Annotated in this window: 25 protein-coding genes, 1 tRNA gene and 1 pseudogene; 5 read left to right on the plus strand and 22 right to left on the minus strand. The window is 64.7% G+C overall.

Going from position 1 to position 23,354, the window contains the following annotated elements:
• Positions 1–25: 25 nt before the first annotated feature.
• Both G370_RS0107950 and G370_RS0107955 read right to left on the minus strand, forming a co-directional pair.
• Positions 26–964, minus strand: coding sequence for an alpha/beta hydrolase-fold protein (locus G370_RS0107950; protein WP_019660116.1), 939 nt, complete (start codon positions 962–964; stop codon positions 26–28).
• A gap of 82 nt (positions 965–1,046) precedes the next feature.
• Entirely contained in the window at positions 1,047–1,886 is an 840-nt protein-coding gene (locus G370_RS0107955) for an alpha/beta hydrolase (RefSeq protein WP_026347037.1), read from the minus strand.
• Positions 1,887–2,059: 173 nt separating this feature from the next.
• On the opposite strand from G370_RS0107955, the gene G370_RS0107960 reads away from it, so the two are divergent.
• Positions 2,060–2,398, plus strand: a complete 339-nt coding sequence (locus G370_RS0107960) for a hypothetical protein (protein WP_005418498.1) — start codon at positions 2,060–2,062, stop codon at positions 2,396–2,398.
• A gap of 680 nt (positions 2,399–3,078) precedes the next feature.
• Here G370_RS0107960 and G370_RS0107965 read toward each other — a convergent pair.
• Entirely contained in the window at positions 3,079–3,597 is a 519-nt protein-coding gene (locus G370_RS0107965) for a hypothetical protein (protein WP_019660118.1), read from the minus strand.
• Positions 3,598–3,690: 93 nt separating this feature from the next.
• On the opposite strand from G370_RS0107965, the gene G370_RS1000000121730 reads away from it, so the two are divergent.
• The 3 genes from G370_RS1000000121730 to G370_RS0107980 all read left to right on the plus strand — a co-directional run bounded on the left by G370_RS1000000121730 (position 3,691) and on the right by G370_RS0107980 (position 5,652).
• A complete protein-coding gene (locus tag G370_RS1000000121730) occupies positions 3,691–4,011 on the plus strand; it encodes a hypothetical protein (RefSeq protein ID WP_195670301.1) in 321 nt (106 codons plus the stop codon).
• A gap of 287 nt (positions 4,012–4,298) precedes the next feature.
• On the plus strand, positions 4,299–4,769 hold the full coding sequence (locus G370_RS1000000121590; RefSeq protein WP_154081323.1) for a hypothetical protein: 471 nt from the start codon (positions 4,299–4,301) through the stop codon (positions 4,767–4,769).
• Between the two features lie 163 nt (positions 4,770–4,932).
• Positions 4,933–5,652 carry a hypothetical protein gene (locus G370_RS0107980; protein ID WP_154081324.1) on the plus strand — a complete coding sequence of 240 codons (720 nt, stop codon included), beginning with the start codon at positions 4,933–4,935 and terminating at the stop codon, positions 5,650–5,652.
• Between the two features lie 601 nt (positions 5,653–6,253).
• On the opposite strand, the gene G370_RS1000000122045 is transcribed toward G370_RS0107980, so the two are convergent.
• From G370_RS1000000122045 to G370_RS0107995, 3 genes and pseudogenes are all read right to left on the minus strand, one after another.
• Positions 6,254–6,394, minus strand: coding sequence for a DUF4431 domain-containing protein (locus G370_RS1000000122045; protein WP_154081325.1), 141 nt, complete (start codon positions 6,392–6,394; stop codon positions 6,254–6,256).
• 130 nt (positions 6,395–6,524) lie between these two features.
• Positions 6,525–7,631 (minus strand): annotated as a pseudogene (locus G370_RS01000000120760) (IS3 family transposase).
• Positions 7,632–7,843: 212 nt separating this feature from the next.
• Positions 7,844–7,919 (minus strand) — tRNA-Lys (locus tag G370_RS0107995).
• A gap of 178 nt (positions 7,920–8,097) precedes the next feature.
• On the opposite strand from G370_RS0107995, the gene G370_RS0108000 reads away from it, so the two are divergent.
• Positions 8,098–9,096, plus strand: a complete 999-nt coding sequence (locus tag G370_RS0108000) for a DUF2268 domain-containing putative Zn-dependent protease (RefSeq protein WP_019660122.1) — start codon at positions 8,098–8,100, stop codon at positions 9,094–9,096.
• 63 nt (positions 9,097–9,159) lie between these two features.
• Here G370_RS0108000 and queC read toward each other — a convergent pair whose 3' ends face one another.
• The 16 genes from queC to G370_RS0108080 form a co-directional block, all read right to left on the minus strand.
• Positions 9,160–9,825 (minus strand): 7-cyano-7-deazaguanine synthase QueC, encoded by a 666-nt coding sequence (gene queC, locus G370_RS0108005; RefSeq protein ID WP_019660123.1) that lies wholly within the window; start codon positions 9,823–9,825, stop codon positions 9,160–9,162.
• A gap of 78 nt (positions 9,826–9,903) precedes the next feature.
• Positions 9,904–10,605: a 7-carboxy-7-deazaguanine synthase QueE gene (gene queE, locus G370_RS0108010; protein WP_019660124.1), complete on the minus strand. Its 702-nt coding sequence runs from the start codon at positions 10,603–10,605 to the stop codon at positions 9,904–9,906.
• Between the two features lie 238 nt (positions 10,606–10,843).
• Entirely contained in the window at positions 10,844–11,662 is an 819-nt protein-coding gene (gene ybgF, locus G370_RS0108015; protein WP_019660125.1) for a tol-pal system protein YbgF, read from the minus strand.
• 3 nt (positions 11,663–11,665) lie between these two features.
• Complete coding sequence (gene pal, locus G370_RS0108020; RefSeq protein WP_005418510.1) at positions 11,666–12,184, minus strand: peptidoglycan-associated lipoprotein Pal; 519 nt, start codon at positions 12,182–12,184, stop codon at positions 11,666–11,668.
• Positions 12,185–12,248: 64 nt separating this feature from the next.
• A complete protein-coding gene (tolB, locus tag G370_RS0108025) occupies positions 12,249–13,568 on the minus strand; it encodes a Tol-Pal system beta propeller repeat protein TolB (protein WP_019660126.1) in 1,320 nt (439 codons plus the stop codon).
• Between the two features lie 287 nt (positions 13,569–13,855).
• The gene (gene tolA, locus G370_RS0108030; protein WP_019660127.1) at positions 13,856–14,911 is read right to left on the minus strand and encodes a cell envelope integrity protein TolA; all 1,056 of its coding nucleotides are present in this window, start codon (positions 14,909–14,911) and stop codon (positions 13,856–13,858) included.
• On the minus strand, positions 14,901–15,329 hold the full coding sequence (gene tolR, locus G370_RS0108035) for a protein TolR (RefSeq protein WP_005410751.1): 429 nt from the start codon (positions 15,327–15,329) through the stop codon (positions 14,901–14,903). Before tolR ends, tolA begins: the two co-directional genes overlap by 11 nt.
• Before the next feature lie 24 nt (positions 15,330–15,353).
• Positions 15,354–16,133 (minus strand): protein TolQ, encoded by a 780-nt coding sequence (gene tolQ, locus G370_RS0108040; protein ID WP_005410752.1) that lies wholly within the window; start codon positions 16,131–16,133, stop codon positions 15,354–15,356.
• A 10-nt stretch (positions 16,134–16,143) separates the two neighbouring features.
• Complete coding sequence (gene ybgC / locus G370_RS0108045) at positions 16,144–16,575, minus strand: tol-pal system-associated acyl-CoA thioesterase (protein ID WP_019660128.1); 432 nt, start codon at positions 16,573–16,575, stop codon at positions 16,144–16,146.
• On the minus strand, positions 16,565–17,605 hold the full coding sequence (gene ruvB / locus G370_RS0108050) for a Holliday junction branch migration DNA helicase RuvB (protein ID WP_019660129.1): 1,041 nt from the start codon (positions 17,603–17,605) through the stop codon (positions 16,565–16,567). Before ruvB ends, ybgC begins: the two co-directional genes overlap by 11 nt.
• A 329-nt stretch (positions 17,606–17,934) precedes the next feature.
• Positions 17,935–19,854 carry a potassium transporter Kup gene (locus G370_RS0108055; RefSeq protein ID WP_019660130.1) on the minus strand — a complete coding sequence of 640 codons (1,920 nt, stop codon included), beginning with the start codon at positions 19,852–19,854 and terminating at the stop codon, positions 17,935–17,937.
• Positions 19,855–19,903: 49 nt separating this feature from the next.
• Positions 19,904–20,497: a Holliday junction branch migration protein RuvA gene (gene ruvA, locus G370_RS0108060; protein ID WP_019660131.1), complete on the minus strand. Its 594-nt coding sequence runs from the start codon at positions 20,495–20,497 to the stop codon at positions 19,904–19,906.
• Between the two features lie 13 nt (positions 20,498–20,510).
• Complete coding sequence (gene ruvC, locus G370_RS0108065) at positions 20,511–21,032, minus strand: crossover junction endodeoxyribonuclease RuvC (RefSeq protein WP_019660132.1); 522 nt, start codon at positions 21,030–21,032, stop codon at positions 20,511–20,513.
• A 105-nt stretch (positions 21,033–21,137) separates the two neighbouring features.
• Positions 21,138–21,869: a YebC/PmpR family DNA-binding transcriptional regulator gene (locus G370_RS0108070; protein WP_019660133.1), complete on the minus strand. Its 732-nt coding sequence runs from the start codon at positions 21,867–21,869 to the stop codon at positions 21,138–21,140.
• 247 nt (positions 21,870–22,116) lie between these two features.
• A complete protein-coding gene (locus G370_RS0108075; RefSeq protein WP_019660134.1) occupies positions 22,117–22,749 on the minus strand; it encodes an esterase/lipase family protein in 633 nt (210 codons plus the stop codon).
• 75 nt (positions 22,750–22,824) lie between these two features.
• Positions 22,825–23,346, minus strand: coding sequence for a GNAT family N-acetyltransferase (locus G370_RS0108080; protein WP_019660135.1), 522 nt, complete (start codon positions 23,344–23,346; stop codon positions 22,825–22,827).
• Positions 23,347–23,354: the final 8 nt, after the last annotated feature.

The raw sequence follows: 23,354 nt of genomic DNA on the forward strand, positions 1-23,354 counted from the left end.
CGCCATGCGTGGATTGAACCTGCGATCAACCGCTGCTGTACGGCCCGCTACCCGGGAACACCTTCAGCAGTGCGCGGGTGATCATGTCCGGGTAGACCGTGAAGTGATCCTCGTCATCGATCACCATGTTCTCCACCTTCAACGATCGCCCGCTGCTGCGCAGCTGCTCGGCGAATTCTGCGTTGTGGCGCAGCATGTCGTTGCGGGTGAAATAACGCGGTTCGGGCTTGACCGTTTCAAAGCTGCCCACCGACAGCACCACCGTGGTCGGCTGCGCCGGCGCCTTGGCCTCGGCCTGCATGCGCGGCACCCGATGGTCGTCGAACCACAGTGATGGGCTGGAGAGGATGTAGGTGCGGAACATGTCCGGGCGCGTGGTCAGCACATAGGCGCCGAACAGGCCACCATAGGAATGACCCGCATAGGCGCGCCGCGCCGGATCAGTGCGGTAGCGCGCATCGATCATCGGCAGCACCCGCTCGGCGAGGAAATCGCGATAGTGCGCCGCGCCACCGTAGCTCACGTCATCGCTGTAATCACGCGGATCGGTACGCGCCGGATCGCTGGGCGTATAGTCGCGCGAGCGGCTCTGCTTGGAGGTCAGCCCTTCCTGCGGCGGCAGCCCGACCAGGATGAAATCCTCCAGGTTGACACCCTTCTGGCCCACCAGGTTGCGCACGCTGCGCACCAGCGGGAAGCTGTACAGCGCATCGGTCACGTACAGCACCGGATAGCGCTTCTCCGGATGCGCCGCGTAGTCAGCCGGCAGTGCTACCCAGACCGAATAATCGCGGCCGATCGGATCGTGCACGCGCAGCGCTTCGGTATCCGGCAGCACCACGCCCGACACAGCGGCGGCCGGGCTCTCCTTCGCTTCACTCTGCGCTGCCGGCGGCGCCACCGACATCGCACAGCCACTCACGGCCAGGCAAGCCGCCACACTCCATCCACGCACACGCTGCATCCACACGCTCCCATTGCGGGCGGCGCACCGGATGGCGCCGCTGCCGCATCCTTGCATGGTGCGCAACCCGCTGCCAGCGCGGTCAAGGCGAGGCCGGCGGCGCCGGGAACAGTGTGCGCAGCGCCTGCAATGCGGCCGGATGATAGATCGTAGCGTGGGCTTCTTCCGGCAACGGCAGGTACTTCACCAGCGGCGACGGCGAAGCCTGCTGCAGCAACTCGGCCAGTCGTGCAGTGGATGCGGCCAGCTCCGGCTGCCCACTGCTGGCCAGGAATACGCGCGGCTGCGCACGCGTCACCGCCGGCAGCTGCTTGGCCGCCCCGGCCAGCATTGCACCACGGTTCCACCACAGGCTGGGGTCCAGCGCGATATAGCTGTTGAACAGTGTCGGTTCCTGCAGCAGCGTTTCGACCACGAACAGGCCGGCCAGCGATTCGCCGATCAACGCGCGTTCGTCGGTAGTCGGGTAGCGCTGGCGCACCTGCGGCATCAGCTCTTCGCGCAGGAACGCGCGGTAGGCCGCCGAACCACCAATGCGCGGCGCGATCTTCCGGTCCTGCGGGTCGTTGCTGGGGCCGGTCATGTCGCGGCGGCGCTCGGTGTTCTCGATGCCAACCAGCAGGAACGGACGCATGCTGCCGTTGCCGCTCAGCACCTGCACCAGCCCGGCCACATGCAGGAAGTCCTCACCGATGCCGCCATCGGCCATGTACAGCACCGGCAGCGGCGCCTTCGGATCCAGGCCCCACGGCTGCGGGCGGTAAACATTGATGCGGCGGGTTTCGCCCAGCGCCTTCGACCCGATGGTGAAGGTCTCGCCGATGGCCAAAGGCGAGGCGGCAGCGGGCGGCGCGGTTTCTGCAGCCATCAGCGGCGCGGCGGAGACAGCGGACAACAACAGCGACAGCACGATCAGACGCATGGGGCGGACCATATTGGGAAAGCGCTGAGCATAGACCGCCGGAGGCACTGTCGTTCGCGGCACTTTGCCGATCGACCGGAACTGGAGCACCATGGAGTCGGTGATGGTCATGCAACGCGCACCATGGCTCACGGACTGGTCACCGCCACGCTCATATCCACAAGGAGGTTCCCATGTTGAGTGTATTGATCGCCACCGCCCTTGCCGCCGCCTCACCTCAGGCCAGCAGCACTCCGCCAGCATCCGCAGCATATGCGGACTGCCTGCTCGCCCACCTCCAACCGGGATTGTCCGACCACGCGATCCCGCTGCTGCAGCAGGCCTGCGTCGCGAAGCATCCGGAGAGCTACGTCGCATATTCAGAACTGGAACGCCGGATCAGCGCGCAGCGCCGGGCTGACTTTGACGCGGCTCAAGCGGAAGCCGTGCGTTCCGCGAATGCGGCAGCGACGGCTGCACAAGAAGCTGCCGACGCGGCGGCCGCGAAAGCCAAGGGAATGCGGACGAAGTAGAGGCCCTGGACCAGGCAACAAAGAAGGCACCGCATTGCGATGCCTTTCTGAATGACCTGGGTCATGGGATGCAATGGTGGGCCGCGAAGGATTCGAACCTTCGACCAAAAGATTAAGAGTAACTGGGTAATTTCATTACTTTCAATTGGTTACGCCGCCACTCGTTCCACTTCAATCTTTAAAGCGGGCGCTTGTAAGCCTTGAGCCACAACGGGCGCAGGAATTTTGCGGAACGGATTTCCTCCCCCTCCAGTTGCCTCAACAAGGCCTACCCCATCCCCCCGAATGACGGATCCTGGTCGGCCTTGGCCAGCCGGTTGCCCCGGACCCTCTCCTGCCATTCCAGAATCTTGGCGACGTCCCGACGCCCCCCCCCCCGCGGTGACCGATTACCCAGTGCCGGAAGTGGCTGAGGTGGGCCACGATCGCACCGTCATCAACCTCAAGAGCGAATGGTTGGACACCTGGCTCAACTCCCGACCCTAACCATATGGATGAGCTGCAAATGGCGATGGACGATCCGCAGCGCCCCCACTACGAACACACGTTTGAACAGGCCGCGTAAAAGCAAAAAGCCCTGCAATGCAGGGCCTGTTGCAACCTAAAATCGGTGTTGACTGGCGCGGCTACTGCCCGCTGCATGGAAGAGCCCTTTCAAGGCGATGCGGAAGCAAATCCTCTCACTCGGGCAACCGTGCCTTATAGGGGGCGAGCTTGACGAAACCGTCCTGATCCAAGCCGACAATTTTTGATGTGAGCGCGTACTGATTGAGATAGATCTTCACCGGACGATCCTCGATCGTTGCCCAAGGGCGAGCAACGCCGTAGGCAACCGCGTCCTTTTCGCCATCGGTGCGAAACTCAAGCCGCTCGTGCCAATAGTGCAAACCCATGACCTCGGCGTCGTCACCGCCACCACAAGCCATGATCAACTCGCGCTCGGAACCGGCGCTCAGAGCCTTGAAGTCGTCTAACGCAAACGGCGGCAGTTCGTCACACCATTTCACCCGTCGTTGCTCGCGACTCAGGAGCACACGATCAGCAACCGCGTCCACCACCTGTCGCAGTGCTGCGATGTCCCTGCCCAGCTGGGCCGACTGCTCACGCAGCTCACGGATCACTTTCTCTCTGGATGACGCAATGTTGAACAGCACTGCGAGAACAAGCAGCAGAACGACGCCCCCCACGATACCAGCCATAGAACCCCTTTCGTTAGTAGCCCAGTCTAGCGGGTCAATGGGTGGAAGCCACGCTCAGGCGGATATGATGACGATCTAGACAGGACGGGCATGGTGGACACGGATGAATTGACGGATCGGCAGCTGCTGGGCCTCCATTGTCTAGCCATGGAAGCGCTTCGACAAAGAGGCGTCGTGCGCTCATCAAACAATCCCGTGGCGGACCACACGGAAACATTGGTGGCGCGTGCCCTCAACGCAAAATTGGCCGTGGGCTCCCAGGCCGGTTTTGATGCAGTTGGCCAGGACGGGACGCGGTATCAGATCAAAGGCAGGCAACTAACCGCAATCAACCGCAGCACACAGTTGAGCGCGTTGCGGAACTTGGCGTCTGATCCATTCGACCACCTCGCAGCCATGGTCTACAACAGCTAGTTGAATGTTGAATACGCCGCGCTTATTCCGCTGGACGTGGTGAAGAGGGTTGGCCGTTATCGAGCCCACACAAACGCACACACGCTTCATTTTCCCCGCTCACTATTGGACGAACCGGGAGTTGTCAATATCACCATGCAAGTAGTCAAGGCGATAGACGCATGAAGGCTCAACTGGATTTCAACGACTATCCGGACATTGTTGAGGGCGATAATTCTTGCGACCACCGCCAAGCGCACTGAAAAAAAGTGCCCCGGCTCCATGAGAGGGCGACATCGGGCCTTTACATGCTCCATCTCTCGGGTGGCTCAGATATCCCAATTCGCAACGGGATGCCGGGCGAACTCCACGTAGCGATGCATGTCCGTGCCGCACCGACCGAATTCGTGGGCATAGAAGAGGCCATGAAGAACGCGGGACACGCCTATCGGATGACGAACAGCACAAGTCCACTTCTTCATTTCATGCGGATGCTGCGGAATTATCAAACTCACACTGGAACACAGCCAATGGCGCGCAAGACCGTCGAAATTATACCTGGGGGCTCAGATGCCGTTATAGATGTCGCCACGATCGACAACTTACGTGCCGACGACTTCATTCAATTGGACGCTATCAGGAAGTACAACTCATACATTCGGAATGAAGTGGAACGGATGATTGAGTTGTTTTGCGCGCAGCAGGAGCAGCTGGGTGTGTACGAAATTCTCAGGCTAGGAACCAATCGTCTGATCCATGAAGTGCTTCAGCTCATTTAAGTATGCGAGAACGAATACCCCCAACAGATCATGGATCAGGCGCACGATCATTCTACTGAAACTTGTGAGTCAGGTCTTGGTGCCCGAGGGGAGACAGTGCTAGGCTCGCGCATCGAGAAGCGTGAAAGCCTCCATGATTTGTTACAAACTCTGGAGATGTCGCATGAAAAGGAAGGTTCTAGGATGCTCCGCAGCACTTCTTGTATCCACCTGCGCCTTAGCACAAGTGCCAAACGCTGACACGCAGGAAGGCAAGGAGATGCAGATTCAGGTTCACAGCTATATGAGTGAACACCCCTCAGTCTCGATAGACGAAGCAATCACGCGCCTAGCGGTTCAAGGTGAGGTGATGTCGGATAGTGAAGCGTTGCGTATCGAGTTCGCAGATCGTCTGACGGAACTGTCGATCAAAGACGCGCCAGATCAACACATCCTGGTGCAGCTCAAGGGGCCAGATCCAGTCGCGGATCGAACGATCAACACCGAGAGCGGGACGACCCGCGTGGTGTTCGAGGTTGGTCACAAGTATACCCAGGACGAGTTTTACGCGCTCCTTGCTAAGCACAGACCTCTTCTTCACAGCGCCATACCAGGCATCACGGGGACGACTGGTTTCCCAGGCGAAGAACGGGTGCTGATTGACATAAACGGCGACAGCCGCCAAGCAGAAGAGTTGAAGGATACAATCAAGAAGCTTGAAAGAGTCACCGGTCTCAAGATTGAAGTCCACCCCAACATGCCGAAGTCAGTCAACGCGGAGTATGTTGTTGGCGGCGCCCCCTCCAATCCAACAATAGCTACTGCACCTCAGGATTTCCGGTTATTCATAAGGCCACTGGACGAAGGGGTATCACCACTGCGGCGCATTGCCCCGACAATCTGATCTATGGAAGCTACGCAACCGGCGCAGGGAAGTACACCGTGCCGCTGACGTTCGTGGACCAGATCAATGATGCGAGCCACGACGTTCAGTGGCATACGGTGGGGTCACACACACCGCTCAGGGAGGTGTATGCCACCTCAACTTCGGATTACAGTAGGCGCCGCATCATGTACATGTGGACCAACGCTACTCAAGGCCAGAGCATGTGCTTCAGGAGGCGTCACCAGCCAATACACCTGCGGAACTGTCGTGAGCATCAAGCACAGGCCCGAGCTCGCATGCGGTCCAACCGGAAACCTTCCATGCGCGGACGCTTGGATACGCATCGAAGGATCATCGCTGGCGTGCGGATTTGGAGATAGCGGTGCCGCTATCTTCTTCGGAGACAATGGATACGGCATTGTCGCTAAGGCAAGCCTGAAAGACGGAAGCCGCAAGGGAGTCTCCGCGATGCCCTGGGGCGCAGTCAGCGCATTAGGGCTGGAGGCAGGCGGTTAGTCGCTCCAACGAAACGTCCGGCAGAGGATGCAAAGCCAGCATGCTCAGCCGGATATCTGAGATCGATTTTTAATTGCTTGAGTGAACGCGCCCGGTCCAGCCCTTATTCCGACTCAGCAATACCGGTGGCAGTAATCAATACAGGCGTCTGGTGCCGCCCAGTACGCGAATGGTAAAGCGTTCCAGTCATATTGACGCGCTTACCTTTAAGAAGTTGGTACTTGCGCATCAGATCGCCGCTCAAGTTCAGTTGGATGAGTAAGACGCCTCCGGCGTAAGGCGGGTATTCGTCCTGAGCCTGTACCGAAATTGGCGTGAATAATTCGATCGCCGGGCGACGCCCCCCCCCCCCCCGCCGTGAGTAGTGGTCGGGTTTAGAGTCCGGGGTTGATGATATCGATGTTGGCCAGATGTTTGGCGTAGGCGGCCGGTGTCATGCCGCCGATGGCGTCCTTGGGGCGTTCCTCGTTGTATTCTCGGCGCCATCGCTCGATCTAGGTGCGGGCGTGTAGCAGCGTTGGGAACCAGTGCTCGTTGAGGCATTCCTCGTGCAGGCGACCGTTGAACGATTTCACATAGGCGTTCTGGTTCGGCTTGCCGGGCTGGATCAGGCGAAGCTTCACGCCACGTGCGTGTGCCCAGCTCACCGTCACCTTGCCGCACAACTCCTTGCCGTTGTCGGTACCGATCACCTGCGGCAAGCCGCGCAGCGAGGCCAGCTGGTCCAGCACACGCGAGACGCCGTGCCCGGAAATCGCACGTTCCACCTCGATTGCCACGACTTCGTATGTGGCGTCATCGACGATCACCAAGCACTTGATGACCCGGCCTTCGGCCGTACGGTCGAACACGAAGTTCATCGACCACACATGGTTGGGCCGGGCCGGGCCGGGCGCAGCAGTGGCTGCCGCGCGCCGACCGCCACCTTTTTGCGCTTGCGCCGCCTGACCTGCAGCTGCTGCGCCTGATACAGCCATTCCACGCGCTTGTAGTTCACGATGCGTCCTTCCTGCGGCAGCTTCAGGTAGATCATTCCGACGCCGTAGCGCTTGTGCCGATACGCCAAGGCCAGGATGCGCTCGCTCAATTCAACGTTGCGATCCTCGCGCCGGACATAGCGCAGCGCGCTGGCACTCATCCCGATGATCGCCAGGGCACGGCGCTCGCTTGCCCCGCGCTGCATCCACTGCCGCACCAGCGCACGCCGCACCGGCGCGTCCGCTACTTTTTCGCAGCGCGTCCTTGATCAGATCGTTCTCGAACAGCTGCTCGGCCAGCAACTTCTTCAGCCGGACGTTCTCGGCTTCCAGGTCCTTCAACCGCTTGGCGTCGGGCACGCTCATGCCACCGAACTTGCTGCGCCACAGTTGGTACGAGGCCTCGCTGAAGCCATGTCGACGGCACAGGTCCCTCACCGCCATGCCGGCCTCTGCCTCGCGTGGGAAGCCGACGATCTGTTCTTCGGAAAAGCGCTTCTTCATGTCCAATCTCCGGCTTGTTGGGGATTGAACTCCAAATCGCCGTGCTACTCAAAACCTGAGGGACGTCGGGAGCACAAGAGCGTCGCCATGCGCGATAGATACGATCATCGCTTGCCTGTCGTGAAACCCGCATCTCTCCCGAAGTGTTCGGTAGGGTTTTCAGGAGCAAAAGAAAAAGGCGCCCAAAAGGACGCCTAAGTCGCTGATGCAATTGGTGGGCCGTGAAGGATTCGAACCTTCGACCAAAAGATTAAAAGTCTTCTGCTCTACCGACTGAGCTAACGGCCCATTGCACTGCCCCAGCCTTTCGGCGGGGTGGGCATTCTACCCTACTTTGGCGGGCCGGGTGAAACCCCAGCGTGTCGAGGATGCCGGCCAGCGGCCGGCACTACCCGATCTGGCGAACCCGCTTAAACCTTCCGGGCCTCACGCGCATCCCAGCTGTGATTCCTGCCCGGAGCCACGGATGCGCCTGCCCCTCTGCCTCGTTGCCGCCCTGTTGCTGCCCTGTGCGGCACTGGCCGCCCCATCCCAGGTCGTCACCGACGACATCGGCCGCTTCTGGGCCACTTATGACGCTGTGCGCGCCGAGCCCGACGTTGAACGCCAGGTCGCACTGGTGCAGGAGCGCTACATCGATCCAGGCAGCCCCGGCCTGCATGCGCTGATGCAGGTGCGCAACTATACCGCCCGCGAATACGCCGAGGCCATGCGCGCGTGGCCGCGCTTCTGGACGTCGGTACGCCCATTGACCGCCAACGCGCAGCAGGCCAGCGCCACTCTGGAGCGGGACCTGGCCGCCTTCCGCACGCTCTACCCCGCCCTGCGCCCGGCCACCATCACCTATGCCGTGGGCGTGCTGCGTACTGGCGGGACCACGCTGGGTGACAAGGTGCTGATCGGTGCGGAGATGGCGCTGGGCGATGAGCGCGTGGACGTGAGCGAGTTGCCGGCGAAAATGCGCGATCGCCTGCGGATCTTCTACGACAGCCGTCCGGGGGCGAACAACGCGCAGAACAACCTGCACGAGTACGTGCATACCCAGCAGCGCGAGACTACCGGCAGCCTGGCGCAGTACGCGGTGCGCGAAGGCGTGGCGGAGTATGTGGCCGAACGGCTGAGTGGGCGTCGGCCGGCGTTGCCACTGTACAGCTACGGGCCCGCGCACGAGGAGGAGATCCGCGCGCGTTTTGTCGCTGAAATGGACGGCGATGACCTGGACAACTGGCTGTACAACAACGGCCGAAATCCGTTCGGGGTGAGTGATGTGGGGTACTACGCCGGGTATCGCATCGCGCAGGAGTACATGCGACAGCAGGCTGATGAGAAGGCGGGGATCGCGCGGATGATCGAGCTGGACTATGCCGATGCGGGGGCGGTGCGGGCGTTCATCGAGGCATCGGGGTGGTTGCCTGATGAGGCTGCCGGCCAGCGGCCGGCACTACCAGACTCCAGCCGCTGGTAGCGCCGGGACAGAGAGTGCGAACCAACGGTTCGCACCCACCATTGGGGCATCAGCCCCATCACCTCAGGCATACAGCGTGGGGTCCGGCACGCCGGCTTCGGCGAAACCCTGCGCGCGCAGGCGGCACGCATCGCAGTGGCCGCAGGCGGCGCCGTTGGCGTCGGCGTTGTAGCAGGACACGGTCAGGCCGAAGTCCACGCCCAGGCGCACGCCTTCGCTGACGATCTGGCCCTTGCTGAGGAACTGCAGCGGCGCGTGTACCTTGATGCCCGCACCTTCCACGCCCGACTTGGTGGCCAGGTTGGCCAGCGCCTGGAACGCGGCCACGAACTCGGGGCGGCAGTCCGGATAGCCGGAATAATCCACCGCGTTGACGCCGCAGAAGATGTCGTTGGCGCCGAGCACTTCGGCCCAGCCCAGGGCCAGCGACAGCATGATGGTGTTGCGCGCCGGTACGTAGGTGACCGGAATGCCGGCGCCGCCGGCCTCGGGTACGTCGATGTCATCGGTGAGCGCCGAGCCACCGATGCTGCGCAGGTCCACGTCCACGGTCTTGTGCGCGACCACGCCCTGGGCCTCGGCCACGCGGGCGGCGGCATCCAGTTCGGAGGTGTGGCGCTGGCCATAGCGCACGCTCAGGGCATGCACGGCGAAGCCCTGTTCCTGGGCCATGGCGATGACGGCGGCTGAATCCATGCCGCCGGAGAGAAGCACGACTGCCTTCTTCATGGGTAAAACATCCGGTTGGGAGGGGAAAGCCAGCACGCTGTCCCGCGCCGGAGTTACATCAAGGAACGTTGCCTGGGCTCATCGGCCCGGCTCGTCGTTCCACAGGATTTTATGCAACTGCATCTGGAAGCGCACCGGCAGGCGGTCTTCGACGATCCAGTCGGCCAGCTGGCGCGCGGTGATCTCGCCCTTGCTGGGCGAGAAGAACACGGTGCAGCGCTTCACCAGCTCGTGCTCGGCGACCAGGGCCTTGGCCCAGTCGTAGTCCTCGCGGCTGCAGATGACGAACTTGATCTGGTCGCGTGCGGTCAGCAGCGGCAGGTTCTCCCAGCGGTTGCGCGCAACTTCGGCCGACCCCGGGGTCTTGATGTCGACCACGCGCGATACACGCGGGTCCACCGCGCTGACGTCCAGCGCGCCGGAGGTTTCCAGCGAGACGTCCATGCCGGCGTCGCACAGCTTCTGCAGCAGCACCAGGCAGCGCTTCTGCGCCAGCGGCTCGCCGCCGGTCACGCAGACGTGGCGCACGCCCTGGGCCAGCACCTCGGCCACGATGTCGTCGATGTCCCACCAGGTGCCGCCATGGAAGGCATAGGCCGTATCGCAGTACTGGCAGCGCAGCGGGCAGCCGGTCAGGCGCACGAACACGGTCGGCCAGCCGGCGGTATCGGCTTCGCCCTGCAGCGAGGTGAAGATCTCGGTGATCTTCAGGCGTGGCAGGGGCGACTGCACAATCTCACTGGGCGTGGCGGCGGCGCTGGATGGGGTAACGGCGGTCATGGCGGGCACTTCTTGGTGGGACACGTGGCGGGTGGGCTACCGTGGCCGGTAACGAAAGCAGCCGAGCGTGGGCTCGGCTCTACAACAGCAACCAAACGGGCATATCCCTGCCGGTGACGCGAGCCGTCGGGCATGGCCCGGCGCTACCGGATCCGGGCGGGTTTGCCGGTCCGGAAACGAAAGCAGCCGAGCATGGGCTCGGCTCTACAGGGCACCCATTGTACGCCCGGTCAGCGGATCAGCGGATCTGCTTGCCCAGGCGGATGGACTGCAGACGGTCCTGCGCGGTGCGCGCGGCGTCCGAGCCGGGGTACTGCGCCACGACGGTCTCCAGCGTCTGCTGGGCCTGGTCTACCTTGCCCTCGCCGTACTGCGAGAGGCCGATCTTGAGCAGGCCGCCCGCGGCCTTGTCGTGGGTCGGATAGCGCGAGAGCAGCTCTCGGAACTGGGTCTCGGCCATCGGGAAATTGCGGGTGGCGTAGTAGCTCTCGCCCAGCCAGTACAGCGCGTTCGGCGCGTAGACGCCGTTCGGGTACAACTCCAGGAAGCTCAGGAACAGCTGCGCCGAATCGTCGTACCTGCCGGCCTTCAACGCATCGAAGGCAACGTTGTAGGAGGTGCGCTCGTCGCCGGTGGCGGCAAGGCTGCCGGCATCACCATGGACCGAAGGCGGCCGCTCGGAAGTGGCCGCCGCTGCGGGTTTTGCCGGGGCCGGTGCGGCCTTCGGCGCGCTCGCCGGAACGGGCGGCAGGGCCGGGGCGGCGTTGCCCCCTTCCAACCGGTTCAGGCGGCTGTCCAGATCCAGGTACTGGTCCTGGGCGGACTGCTTGAGCTGGGCGTTGTCATGCTGCAACTGCTCGATCGAGGCCTGCAGGCTGGTGACCTGCTGCCGCAGCTGATTGATCTGGTTCAACAGGTCCTGGTTGGCACTGTTGTTGTACATCTGCTGCTCGAGCGCGCCGACACGGTCAGCCAGGCTCTGTCGCTGTGCGTGCGCCGGTGCGGCAGCCACGAGGGCTGCCGCAACGACCAGCATCAGTTTGATGCCAATGCGCATGGATTACTGCGCGGTGTAGACGATTTCGACGCGACGGTTCTGCGACCAGCAGGACTCGTTCGACTCGGTGCAGACCGGACGCTCTTCACCGTAGGACACGACGGTCAGCTGCGAAGCCGAACCACCGTTGGCCTGCAGGGCCGAGCTGACGCCGTTGCCACGACGCTCACCCAGGGCCTGGTTGTACGCGCGCGAACCGCGCTCGTCGGTGTGGCCCTGCAGGGTGATGCGCGAGGACGGACGGTCACGCAGGTACTTGGCGTGGCACGCCATGATGGCCTGGAATTCCGGCTTCACGTCTTCCTTGTCCAGGTCGAAGTAGACCACGCGCTGGCGCAGGCAAGCGTCGGTGTCCAGGTCGCCCGGGCCGTACAGGCCGGAGGTCGACGGACCGGTCGGGGTGGTGGTCGAGGTGCCGGTGTCGACCGGGGCTGCCGGCTCTTCCTTCACCTTCTTCGAGCAACCGGCCAGGACGGCCACAGACAGCAGGGAAACAAGCAGAACGCGGGTGGACTTGTTCATGGCGATACCTTTGTGGCTCCTAAGCCGATGAGGGGTTCAAGACAACGAAAATATTAACACTCTTTTAGCGCTGGGTACGGTATGGGGACCATGCCGGTTCGCGCACATCACCGTCAGCCAGGACCAGGCGCTGGCGAACCCGCGCATCGGCCGAAACGGCATACAACACACCACGGCCACCTTCGCGGGCGGCGTACAGCACCATGCTTGCGTTGGGCGCAAAGCTCGGCGATTCATCCAGCGAACCCGGGGACAGCGTGCTCCAGCGGGGCGACCCCAGCGAGCTGTCCATCATCGCGATCTTGTAGCTGTTGCCAGAACCCTGGGCGACGACGATCTTCTTGCCGTCGTAGGACACCGACGGCTTGGCATTGTAGTTGCCCTGGAAGGTCACGCGCTCGGCGCTGCCGCCACCGGCACCGACCTTGTAGACCTGCGGACGGCCGCCGCGGTCGGAGGTGAAGTACACCGCGCTGCCATCCGGGGCCCAGGTCGGCTCGGTATCGATGGCGAAGTGGTTGGTCAGCTGGGTCAGCTGCTTGCTGCCCAGGTCCATCACGTAGATCTCCGGGTTGCCCGAGCGCGACAGGGTCAGGGCCAGCTTGCGGCCGTCCGGCGAGAATGCCGGGGCGCTGTTGATGCCACGGAAGCTGGTGACCAGCTCGCGCGCGCCAGTGCCGATGTTCTGGATGTAGATGGCCGAATTGCCACGCTCGAAGCTGACGTAGGCCAGCTTGCTGCCATCCGGGCTCCACGACGGCGACAGCAGCGGCTCGGCCGAACGCACGATGGTCTGCGGGTTGAAGCCGTCGGAGTCGGCCACCATCAGCGCATAGCGCATGGCGTCGCCCTTGCCGCTGGCAGTCACGTAGGCGATGCGGGTCCAGAAGGCGCCGCGGATGCCGGTGATCTTCTCGTAGATGGCGTCGGCCATCTGGTGGGCGACGTCGCGCATGGCGTTGCCGCGGGCAGTCATCGCCAGGCCCAGCAGGCGCTCGCCCTTGGGCACGTCGAACAGTTCGTATTCGACGCGGTAGGCACCGGCACCGGCGTCGAGTACGCGACCGACCACGATGTAGTTCTGCTTCAGCGCGCGCCAGGTGGCGAACTGGATGTCGCCGCCACGCACCGGCTTTTCGACGATCTGCGCTTCCGGCAGCGTGCGGAACTGGCCCGAACGCTCCAGGTCGGCACGGACCACGCCGGCGACGTCGGTCTGCGGAGCGGCCGACGAACCCTGGTAGGGCATCGGCACGATGGTGATCGGCAGCGCGGAGGCATTGCCGCCGATGATGTCGATATCCAGCCCCTTCTGCTGCGCGACGGCAGCAAAGGGCAGCAACAGGGCCGCAAACACGGCAAGCCAGCGAGGCATCTTTTTCATGGAGCGCTCAATAGGGGGAAACCGGAACGAGGGATAGCAAAGCAGGAGTGAACCGCTTCGCAATCATGAACCAAGGGTACGTGAATTCCGGGTCAGTTCCAGCCCGTCCTCTCACGCACCGTTAACGTCGTGGCTAACATCGCACCTGCCTGCCCCGGTCACTCCGCCCAGCGGGGCGGTGTTCGACAGAAGCCTAAAGCCTGCCCGGCCGAAACCGAGCACACCAGAGGCAAGCGCGACATCCATGGGCAGGAGTGGCCCGAGCCCCCCCCCCTGCCCTGCCCGCCTCAGCGATCCTGGGCGGTAAAAGTGAAGTTGAGCGTGCGTGCGAACACCGACTCGAAGCCGCGGTACGGCAACGGCTGCGCATTGAGCACGGCGGCCTCGATCGAACGCTTGCCGGCCTCGTCGTACGGGCAGTTCGGGCTGACCTTGGCCTGCATCACCGTGCCACCCGGAATCTGGGTGATGGTGATCTGGCAGCGCTGGCCCAACGGCACCGTATCCGGACGCACCCACTGCGACAGCACCTTGGCCTGGATCGCGGCAGCGTACTTGGCCGATAGATCGTCGCTGTTACCGCCACCACCGGCGGCTGGCTGGGATGCACCGCTGGAACCGGCGGCGGCACTGCCGGCAGCATTGCGCGCGGCGGCGACCTCGCGCAGCTTCCGCTCGGCCAGCTTGGCTTCCTTCTCGGCCTGCTCGCGGCGGGCACGGATCTCGGCGATCTTCTTCTGCTTCTCGGCCTCGGCCTTGTCAGCCGCGACGCGCTCCTGCTCGGCCTGCTTCTTCTTCTCGTCCGCTTCCTGCTGCTTGGCCAAGCGCAGCTTCTGCTCCGCTTCTTCCTGGCGCTTGCGTTCGGTCAGGTCGATCTGCTCCTGGCGGCGCTTGGCTTCCTGTTCCTGCTTGGCCTTCTCCTGCGAGATGGCCAGTGCGCTCACCGCTTCCTGGTCCTTGGTGTCCGGCTGCGCGACGCGCTCCTGCGCCTGTTGCTGCTGGGGCGTGGGCGCGTCCTGCGGGCGCGGCTCGGGAATCGGCTGCGGCGGCGGAATGGTGTCTTCCGGCACCGGGATCGGCTCGGCCACCGGCGGCGGCAGGTCTTCCAGCTTTTCCGACTGGCGCAGGGCCTGGCGCGCGGCGGACGCCTCAGACGCGGACAGCGCCAGGCTGGCCTCCACCGAAGGGTCACCAACGGCGGCATCGGTGTTGCGCTCGGGTGACCAGAACCAGGCCACGATGAAGACCAGCGCGACCAGCAGGTGCACCAGCAGTGCCAGTGCCAGGGGCAGGCCCCAGCCGGGTTCGCGCTGATGCGAAGGTGGCAGGGCGTCAGCGTGCATCGGTGGCCAGGCCTACCTTGTCTACCTTGGCGCGCTTGATCACATCCATCGCGGCGATGACCTTCTCATAGGCCACGGCGCGGTCGGCGGCGACGATCACGCGCACGCCCTTGTCCTGGGCGGCAATGCCGGCCAGGCGGCCTTCCAGTTCCTCGGCCGACACGGCGGTCGGCTCCTTGGCGTCGGGCAGCTTCAGGCTGAGCTGGCCGTCCTGGCGCACCGAGACGATCACCGGGTCCTGCTTGCTTTCCAGCGCCTTGGCGTTGGATTGCGGCAGGTCGACGTCGAAGCTCAGGGTGAGCAGCGGCGCGGTGACCATGAAGATGATCAGCAGCACCAGCATGACGTCGATGTAGGGGACGACGTTGATTTCCGATTTCAGCTTGCGGCGCTTTCGGCGGCCGATGGCAGCGGACATGGCTTGGACTCCCGGGTCAGGCGCTTACTCGTCGCCAGCGCTCTGGCGCTGCAGGATGGAGCTGAACTCTTCGGCGAAGGTCTCGAACCGCACCGACATGCGCTCCACGCGGGTGGTGAAGCGGTTGTAGGCCCACACCGCCGGGATCGCCACGAACAGGCCGATGGCGGTGGCGAACAGCGCTTCGGAGATGCCCGGCGCGACGGCGGCGATACCGGCCTGCGCACCGCTGCTGATCATGTCGTGCATGGTCACCATGATGCCGAACACGGTACCGACCAGGCCCACGTACGGGGCAGTCGAACCGATGTTGGCCAGCAGTTCCAGGTTGCGCTCAAGCTGGTCCACTTCGCGGGTGTAGGTGGTACGCATGGCACGCTGCGCGCCTTCCAGCTGCGCACGGCCGTCCAGGCGGCGCTTGTCGCGCAGGCGGGTGTACTCGCGGAAACCGGCTTCGAAGATGGCTTCCAGGCCGGTCACGCTGCGGCTGCGGTCGGTGGCGGCGCTGTACAGCTTGCCCAGGTCGGCGCCGGACCAGAAGCGGTTCTCGAACTCGTCGGCTTCGCGGGTGGCCTGCTTGAACACGCGTGCCTTGCGGAAAATGATCACCCAGCTGACGAACGAGCCGACCAGCAGGAGCAGCACGATGATCTTCACCGGCAGGCTGGCCTTGGCCATCAGTTCGAGGTAGTTGATGCCGCCGCCGGTGGTGGCCTGGGCAAGGGTCTGTGTCGCGGCGTTGCTGACGTCGGCCGGCAGTGCCTCGGTGACCGTGGCCTGCAGGGCCAGGAGCGTTGCGATCATCCGTTGTTCCTCAGTGTTCGGATTCGGGGTGGAGGTGGGGTTGCAGCACGGCAAGGACGGCCTCGTCCATGCCACGCGGGCGGAAACTGGCCGCGTCCAGTGCGGCGATGCGGACCTGGGCCGACAGCAGCAACTCGCCGTCGCGCAGGATCTGCTGGTCGAAGACCATGCTGGCCTTCTTCAGCTGGACCAGACGGGCGCTCACCTGCAGGGTGTCATCCAGCCGTGCCGGCCTGATGAAATCCATCTGCATCGAGCGCACCGCGAAGACCATCCCATGCTCGGCGCGCATGCGCTCCTGGCCGTAGCCGAGCGCACGCATCCATTCGGTCCGGGCCCGTTCCATGAAGGCCACGTAGCGGGCGTGGTAGACCACGCCGCCTGCGTCGGTATCTTCCCAGTAAATGCGTGTCGGCCAACTGAATAGTGGCTCAACCAACATCGGGAACCTCCGCGAACAGGTCCTGCGGCGGGTTCTTCGGCTTCAGGCCCATGTGCCGGTAAGCCTTGTGGGTGGCCATGCGGCCACGCGCGGTACGCACCAGGAAGCCCTGCTGGATCAGGTAGGGCTCGACCACGTCTTCCAGCGTGCCACGCTCCTCGGACAGGGCCGCGGCCAGCGATTCGATGCCGACCGGGCCGCCATCGAAGTAGTCGACCATGGTCCTGAGCAGGCGCCGGTCGAGCTCATCAAAGCCCTCCGGGTCGACCTTCAGCATCTGCATCGCAGCCTGTGCCACGGCCTCGTCGATGTGGCCGCCCGCCTTTACCTGCGCGTAGTCGCGCACGCGGCGCAGCAGGCGGTTGGCGATACGCGGGGTGCCACGCGCGCGGCGCGCGATCTCCCCTGCCCCATCGGCGGTGCAGTCGATGGCCAGGATCGCCGCCGAACGGCGCACGATGCGGGTCAGCTCTTCGACGCTGTAGAACTCCAGCCGCTGGACGATGCCGAAGCGGTCACGCAGCGGTGCGGTCAACAGGCCGGCACGGGTGGTGGCACCGATCAGGGTGAACGGCGGCAGGTCGATCTTGATCGAGCGGGCAGCGGGGCCCTCGCCGATCATGATGTCGATCTGGAAATCTTCCATCGCCGGGTACAGCACTTCCTCCACCACCGGCGACAGGCGATGGATCTCGTCGATGAAAAGCACGTCGTGCGGCTGCAGGTTGGTCAGCAGCGCAGCCAGGTCGCCAGCCTTCTCGATCACCGGGCCGGAGGTCACGCGCAGGGCCACGCCCAGTTCGTTGGCGATGACGTGGCTGAGCGTGGTCTTGCCCAGGCCGGGCGGCCCGAAGATCAGCACGTGGTCGAGCGCGTCGCCGCGCCCCTTGGCCGCTTCGATGTAGATCTCCATCTGCTCGCGCACCGGGGCCTGGCCAAGATAGTCGGCCAGGCGCTTGGGGCGGATGCTGGCGTCGGCGGCGTCATCCTCGCGGGTGGCGCCGGCGCCGATGATGCGGTCGTCGGTCATGTGCTGATTATGCGGCAAAAGTGCGGGGTTCGGCCGGGCTGCGCCCGGCGCCCGCAGAGGCAACGGCAACATCCAGAGCAACAGCCGAAGCGGGCTTCCTGGGGAATGGCGGGGTGGGTCCGGTTGCGGGGGACGCCGTAAATACGTCCATGTAGGCTCGGTCGCGCCATCCATGGCGCTCACGCCCCCGCAACCGGACCCACCCCGCCTTCGACAGTTTCCTGCGGTCTGTCGGAACGGCGTTCTGCTTTGGTGGGGGCCGACCGTTGGTCGGCACGGTAGATCCACGCCATGCGTGGACGGATCCCTGGAGGAATCGACGGTGGAGATTAAATCTCCACCTGCGCGCCGAGTTCCACCAGCCGGTTACCCGGAATCCGGAAGAAGCCGGTCGCCGGCGCGGCATTCCGGTGCATCAGCGCGAACAGCTTGTCGCGCCAGATCGGCATGCCGCGGTTGGCGGTGGCCACGATGGTCTCGCGGCTGGCGAAGAAGGTGGTGTCCATCGGGTCGAAGTAGATGCCGCCGTGGTCGCACGAGCGCATCAGCGCCAGTGGGACGTCCGGGGTCTCCATGAAGCCGAAGCGCACATAGACCCGGTAGAACTCGTCGCCCACCGATTCGATCTTCAGCCGCTGCCCTTCCATCGCATACGGGATCGGCAGGGTTTCCACATGCAGGAACACGTTGCGTTCGTGCAGCACTTTGTTGTGCTTGAGGTTGTGCATCAGTGCGTGCGGGGCCACGGTCGGATCCGCAGTGAGGAACACGGCGGTGCCCGGCACGCGTACCGGAGGCGCCAGCATCAGGCCAGGCAGGAAGGTATCCAGGCGGATGCCGTCCTTGCGGATCTCATCGCGCAGCAGCTCGCGGCCCCGGCGCCAGGTACGCATCATGGTGAACAGGAAGATGCCCAGCACTACCGGGAACCAGGCGCCCTGCAGCAGCTTGGCGCCGTTGGCGATGACAAAGCCGAGGTCGATGATGAAGAACACCACGCACAGGGGCAGCAGCCAGGCGCGTGCCTTCGGCCACAACGAGCGGGCCACCAGGGCCAGCAGCAGGGTATCGATCAGCATGGTCGCCGACACCGAGATGCCGTAGGCCACCGCCAGGTTGGACGAGCTGCGGAAGGCCAGCACCAGGCCGATCACCATCACCGCGATGCCCCAGTTGATGCCCGGGATGTAGATCTGGCCGATGGTGTCGTGCGAGGTGTGCTTGATGCGCATGCGCGGGATGTAGCCCAGCTGCATCGCCTGACGCGAGACCGAGAACGCACCGGTGATGACCGACTGCGAGGCAATCACCGCCGCCATGGTGGCCAGGATGATCATCGGGTACAGCGCCCACGACGGCACTGCCTCAAAGAACGGGTTCTTCAGCGCCTCGGGATGGTTGAGCACCAGTGCGCCCTGCCCCAGGTAGTTCAGCACCAGGCACGGCAGCACGAAGAAGTACCAGGCATGGCGGATCGGCTTGGCACCGAAGTGGCCCATGTCGGCGTACAGCGCTTCGCCGCCGGTCACCGCCAGTACCACCGCACCGAGGATGAAGATGCCGTGCCAGCTGTGCTCCATGAAGAAGCGGATCGCCCACCACGGGTTGAAGGCTTTCAGCACTTCCGGCGCATCGACGATGTTGTAGATGCCGATCGCCGCCAGCGAAATGAACCAGACCGACGTGATCGGGCCGAACGCCTTGCCGATCTTCTCGGTGCCGAAGCGCTGCGCGGCGAACACCATCATCAGCACCACCACCGTGATCGGCACGATGAAGGCATGCAGGCCGGGCGCGGCCACCTCCAGGCCTTCGACCGCGCCAAGCACCGAGATCGCCGGGGTGATCACGCCGTCGCCGAAGAACAGCGAGGCGCCGAAGATGCCAAGGATGCCCACCACGTAGGCCGAGCGCGACCCGTTGCGCAGCGTGCGCTGGGTCAGCGCCATCAGCGCCATGATGCCGCCCTCGCCGTCATTGTCGGCGCGCATGATGATGGTCACGTACTTCAGCGTGACCACGATGTTCAGTGCCCAGAACGCCAGCGAGAGCACGCCCAGTACCGTGTCGTGGTCGCTGTTGAGCCCGTAGTGCGGCGAGAACGCCTCCTTCAGGGTGTACAGCGGGCTGGTGCCGATATCACCGAAGACCACGCCGATCGCACCGATGATCAGCGCCAGGCCTCCGGCGGGAGGAGCGTGACCGTGGCCGCCGGGGGCAGCTGCGTGCGTGGTTTGACTGCTGGACATGGGACTCCTGGCGAGGCTCAGGCGGTTCGTTGAGAGAAAGGAAGCCGACTCAGCGCAGCGCGGACTGCAGCGCCTTGCGGATCACGGTGGCCACTTCATCGCCTTCAGTGAAGGCGTCGCGGGCCATGCGGGCCGCTTCAGCAGGCTTGTAGCCCAGCTGCTGCAGCGCCACGGTGGCATCGGAAAGCGGGTCGGCCGCGGCCGGGCCGCTGCCGGTGGGCAGCGCGCCGCCGGCACCGAACTGGGCGGCGCGGTCGCGCAGTTCCAGCACCATGCGCTCGGCGGTCTTCTTGCCGATGCCCGGGATGCGGGTCAGCGCGGTGATGTCACCGGCCTGGACCATGCGCGCGAATTCCTCGACGGTGACCCCGGACAGCACGGCCAGCGCGATCTTCGCGCCGATGCCACTGACCTTCTGCACGTCGCGGAACAGCCGCCGTTCGCCCTCGCGCAGGAAGCCGTACAGCGAGACGCTGTCTTCCTTCTGCGCGTAATGGGTGTACAGGGTGACCTCGCGGCCGAGTTCGGGCAGGTCATAGAAGGTGCTCATCGGCGCCTCCAGCTCGTAGCCCACTCCGTTCACGTCCACCACCAGCCACGGCGGCGCCTTGTAGGCGACGATGCCGCGCAGTCGACCGATCATTGCGTGCAGCTCCTCATTTGCGGCCCCACGCCTGGCGGGCACTGAGCCCCAGGCGGTTGGCCGTTGCCCTTACGTGGGCATGGGTGATCGCCACCGCCAACGCGTCGGCCGCGTCGGCCTGCAGCTTGGTTTTCAGGTTGAGCATGAGCCCGACCATGTGTTGAACCTGTTGCTTTTCGGCACCACCACGACCGACCACCGCCAGCTTGATCTCGCTGGCGGCATATTCATGCACCGGCAGGTCACGCAGCACAACGGCGGAAATCGCCGCGCCCCGGGCCTGGCCCAGCTTCAGCGCCGAATCGGGGTTGCGGGCCATGAACACGCGTTCGATGGCCACTTCCTGCGGCTGGAACTCGCGGCACAGGTCGGCCAGGCCGAGCACCAGCAGCTTCATGCGCTGCGGGAAATCGTCCGCGCCCAGCAGCACCAGCGGCTGGTGGTGCACGTAGGTGACGCGCCCGGCGGCGTCGACATCGATGATGCCGACCCCGGTCCGCTGTGAACCGGGGTCGATGCCGAGGATGCGGGTCATGCTGCGCTCCTGGCAGGGTGGAACGGGGTGCGCTGGGAGGCGTATGGGCTCATGACTGTCCGCGGTGACCGTTCAACGGCCCGCGCCCAGGCCGTCGAGGACGGCTCAGGCGTAGGCGTCGGCGCCCAGTTCGGCGTTGGAGTACACGTCCTGCACGTCGTCCAGATCTTCCAGCATGTCCAGCAGCTTCTTGACCTGCAGGGCGACCTCGCCCTCGACCTTGATGTCGTTGTCCGCGCGGAACGTGATTTCCGCGTGATCGGCGACATGGCCGGCGGCGGTCATCGCGTCCTTGACCGCGTTGAAGGCGTCAGGGCTGGTGACCACGTCGATCGAGCCGTCGTCCGGATAGACCACGATGTCATCGGCGCCGGCCTCGATGGCGGCTTCGGTGATGGCCTCCTCGTCGGCGCCCGGGGCGAAGCTGAGCACGCCCAGGCGCTTGAACATGAAGGCCACCGAGCCTTCGGTGCCCATGTTGCCGCCGCACTTGCTGAACGCATGGCGGACATCGGCCACGGTGCGCACGCGGTTGTCGGTCAGGCAGTCGACGATCACGGCCACGCCACCGGGGGCGTAGCCCTCGTAGCGGACTTCCTCGTAATCGACGCCTTCCAGTTCACCGGTGGCCTTCTTGATGGCGCGCTCGATCACGTCCTTGGACATGTTCACGGCCAGGCCCTTGTCCACCGCCACGCGCAGGCGCGGGTTGTTGTTGGGGTCGCCTCCACCGCCGCGCGCGGCGACGCCGATCTCGCGGATGATCTTGGTGAAAATCTTGCCGCGCTTCGCGTCGGACGCGTTCTTGCGGGCTTCGATGGAGGGGCCTCTACCCATGGGTGCTACCGTCTGGCTGCTTCAGGATCAAGGCGCGGATTCTACCTGATCGGGCGCTGCAACCGTGTCTAGGCCCGATGGATGCCGCTGCGCTCGCCGGGCATGGCCCGGCGCTACCGCTGGCGATCTGGCGGTGCTTTTCCCGGTAGCGCCGGGCCATGCCCGGCGAAGAGCGTGCGAACCAACGGTTCGCACCCACCCTGGTGCCGTTCGCACCCACCCTGGCAGGCCGTTCGCTCCCACCAACTTACGCGGCGGCGGCGTCGCGGCTGTGGTCGAAACGGCCATGACGCAGGAAATGCGCGGTCTGCCGCGCGGCGTCGGGCGATACCACCAGGCCGCTGTGGCTGGTGCGCACCACGCAATGGTCGGCCAGCCCCGGCAGGCGGGTCTCGGCCAGTGCCACGGTGCCGTCGGAGGCATCGTCGATGGCACCCAGCAGGCTGCCCAGCCCATGCGGTACCGAGCCGGCGATCAGGCCAACCTCCGCCCGGCCCTGCCAGTCCGGCAGGCCATCGAGCAGCAGCTCGCTGCTGCGGCCCAGCGCCAGGCCCCAGCCGTGCTCGGACAACGAGCGTGCGGTACCACTGCCGCGCAGCGGCGAACCCAGGCAGACCACGCGCTGCACCGGCAGCTGCGGATTGCGCCGCAGCGCTTCCAGCGCCAGCAGCCCGCCCAGGCTGTGGCCGACCAAACTCAGCGGGCCGGCGTCGGCCAGCCGCTCCAGCAGCTGCGGTACGGCCACGTCCGGGCCACCGAACACCGAGGAATAACCAAACGCGTGCACCTGGAAGCCGCGCGCGCGCAGGCGCCAGGCCAGCGGCCCGACCCAGGCGCGGGCATTCCAGATGCCATGCAGCAGCAATACGGGGGGAGTCATGCAAACAGCCTGGCGGTCAGCGGGGCAGGAACGTACGGTGATTGAACACGCGCGCGCAGCAAGCGGCAGTGAACATCAGGCCGCGCGCGGTGCGCGGCGCAGGATGAATTCGAGATCCTTCGTGTCGCCCACCGGGAACAGGTATTCGCCGGCCTTCTCGAAACCGTAGCGGGCGTAGAAGCGCTGTGCGCCGAAGTTCTCCGACCACACGCCCAACCACAGGGTGCGCGGGCCCTCGTGTTCCAGCCAGGCCAGCGCGGTTTCCAGCAGGCGGCTGCCCCAGCCGCAGCTCTGCTGCGTCTTGATCAGGTACAGGCGCTTGAGTTCGCCGTCACCGGGCTTCACGTCCGGGTGCGGCAGGCCGCAGGGGCCGGCGGCGGCATGGCCGACCGCCTCCCCATCCAGTTCCAGCAGCCACACCGCGTAATCGGGGTGGGCCAGGATCACGCGCTGGCGCTCGACCGCGTAGGCCTCCTCCAGGAAGGCCTGCAGGTCCTGCGGCGGGTACAGATGGCCGAAGGTTTCAGTGAACGTGCGGGCGGCCAGCGCCGACAGGGTCGGCGCGTCGTCCACAGTGGCGCGGCGGATCGAATACATGCAGGAAG

It is taken from the genome of Stenotrophomonas hibiscicola ATCC 19867 (genome assembly GCF_000382065.1).
Taxonomy (GTDB): domain Bacteria; phylum Pseudomonadota; class Gammaproteobacteria; order Xanthomonadales; family Xanthomonadaceae; genus Stenotrophomonas; species Stenotrophomonas hibiscicola.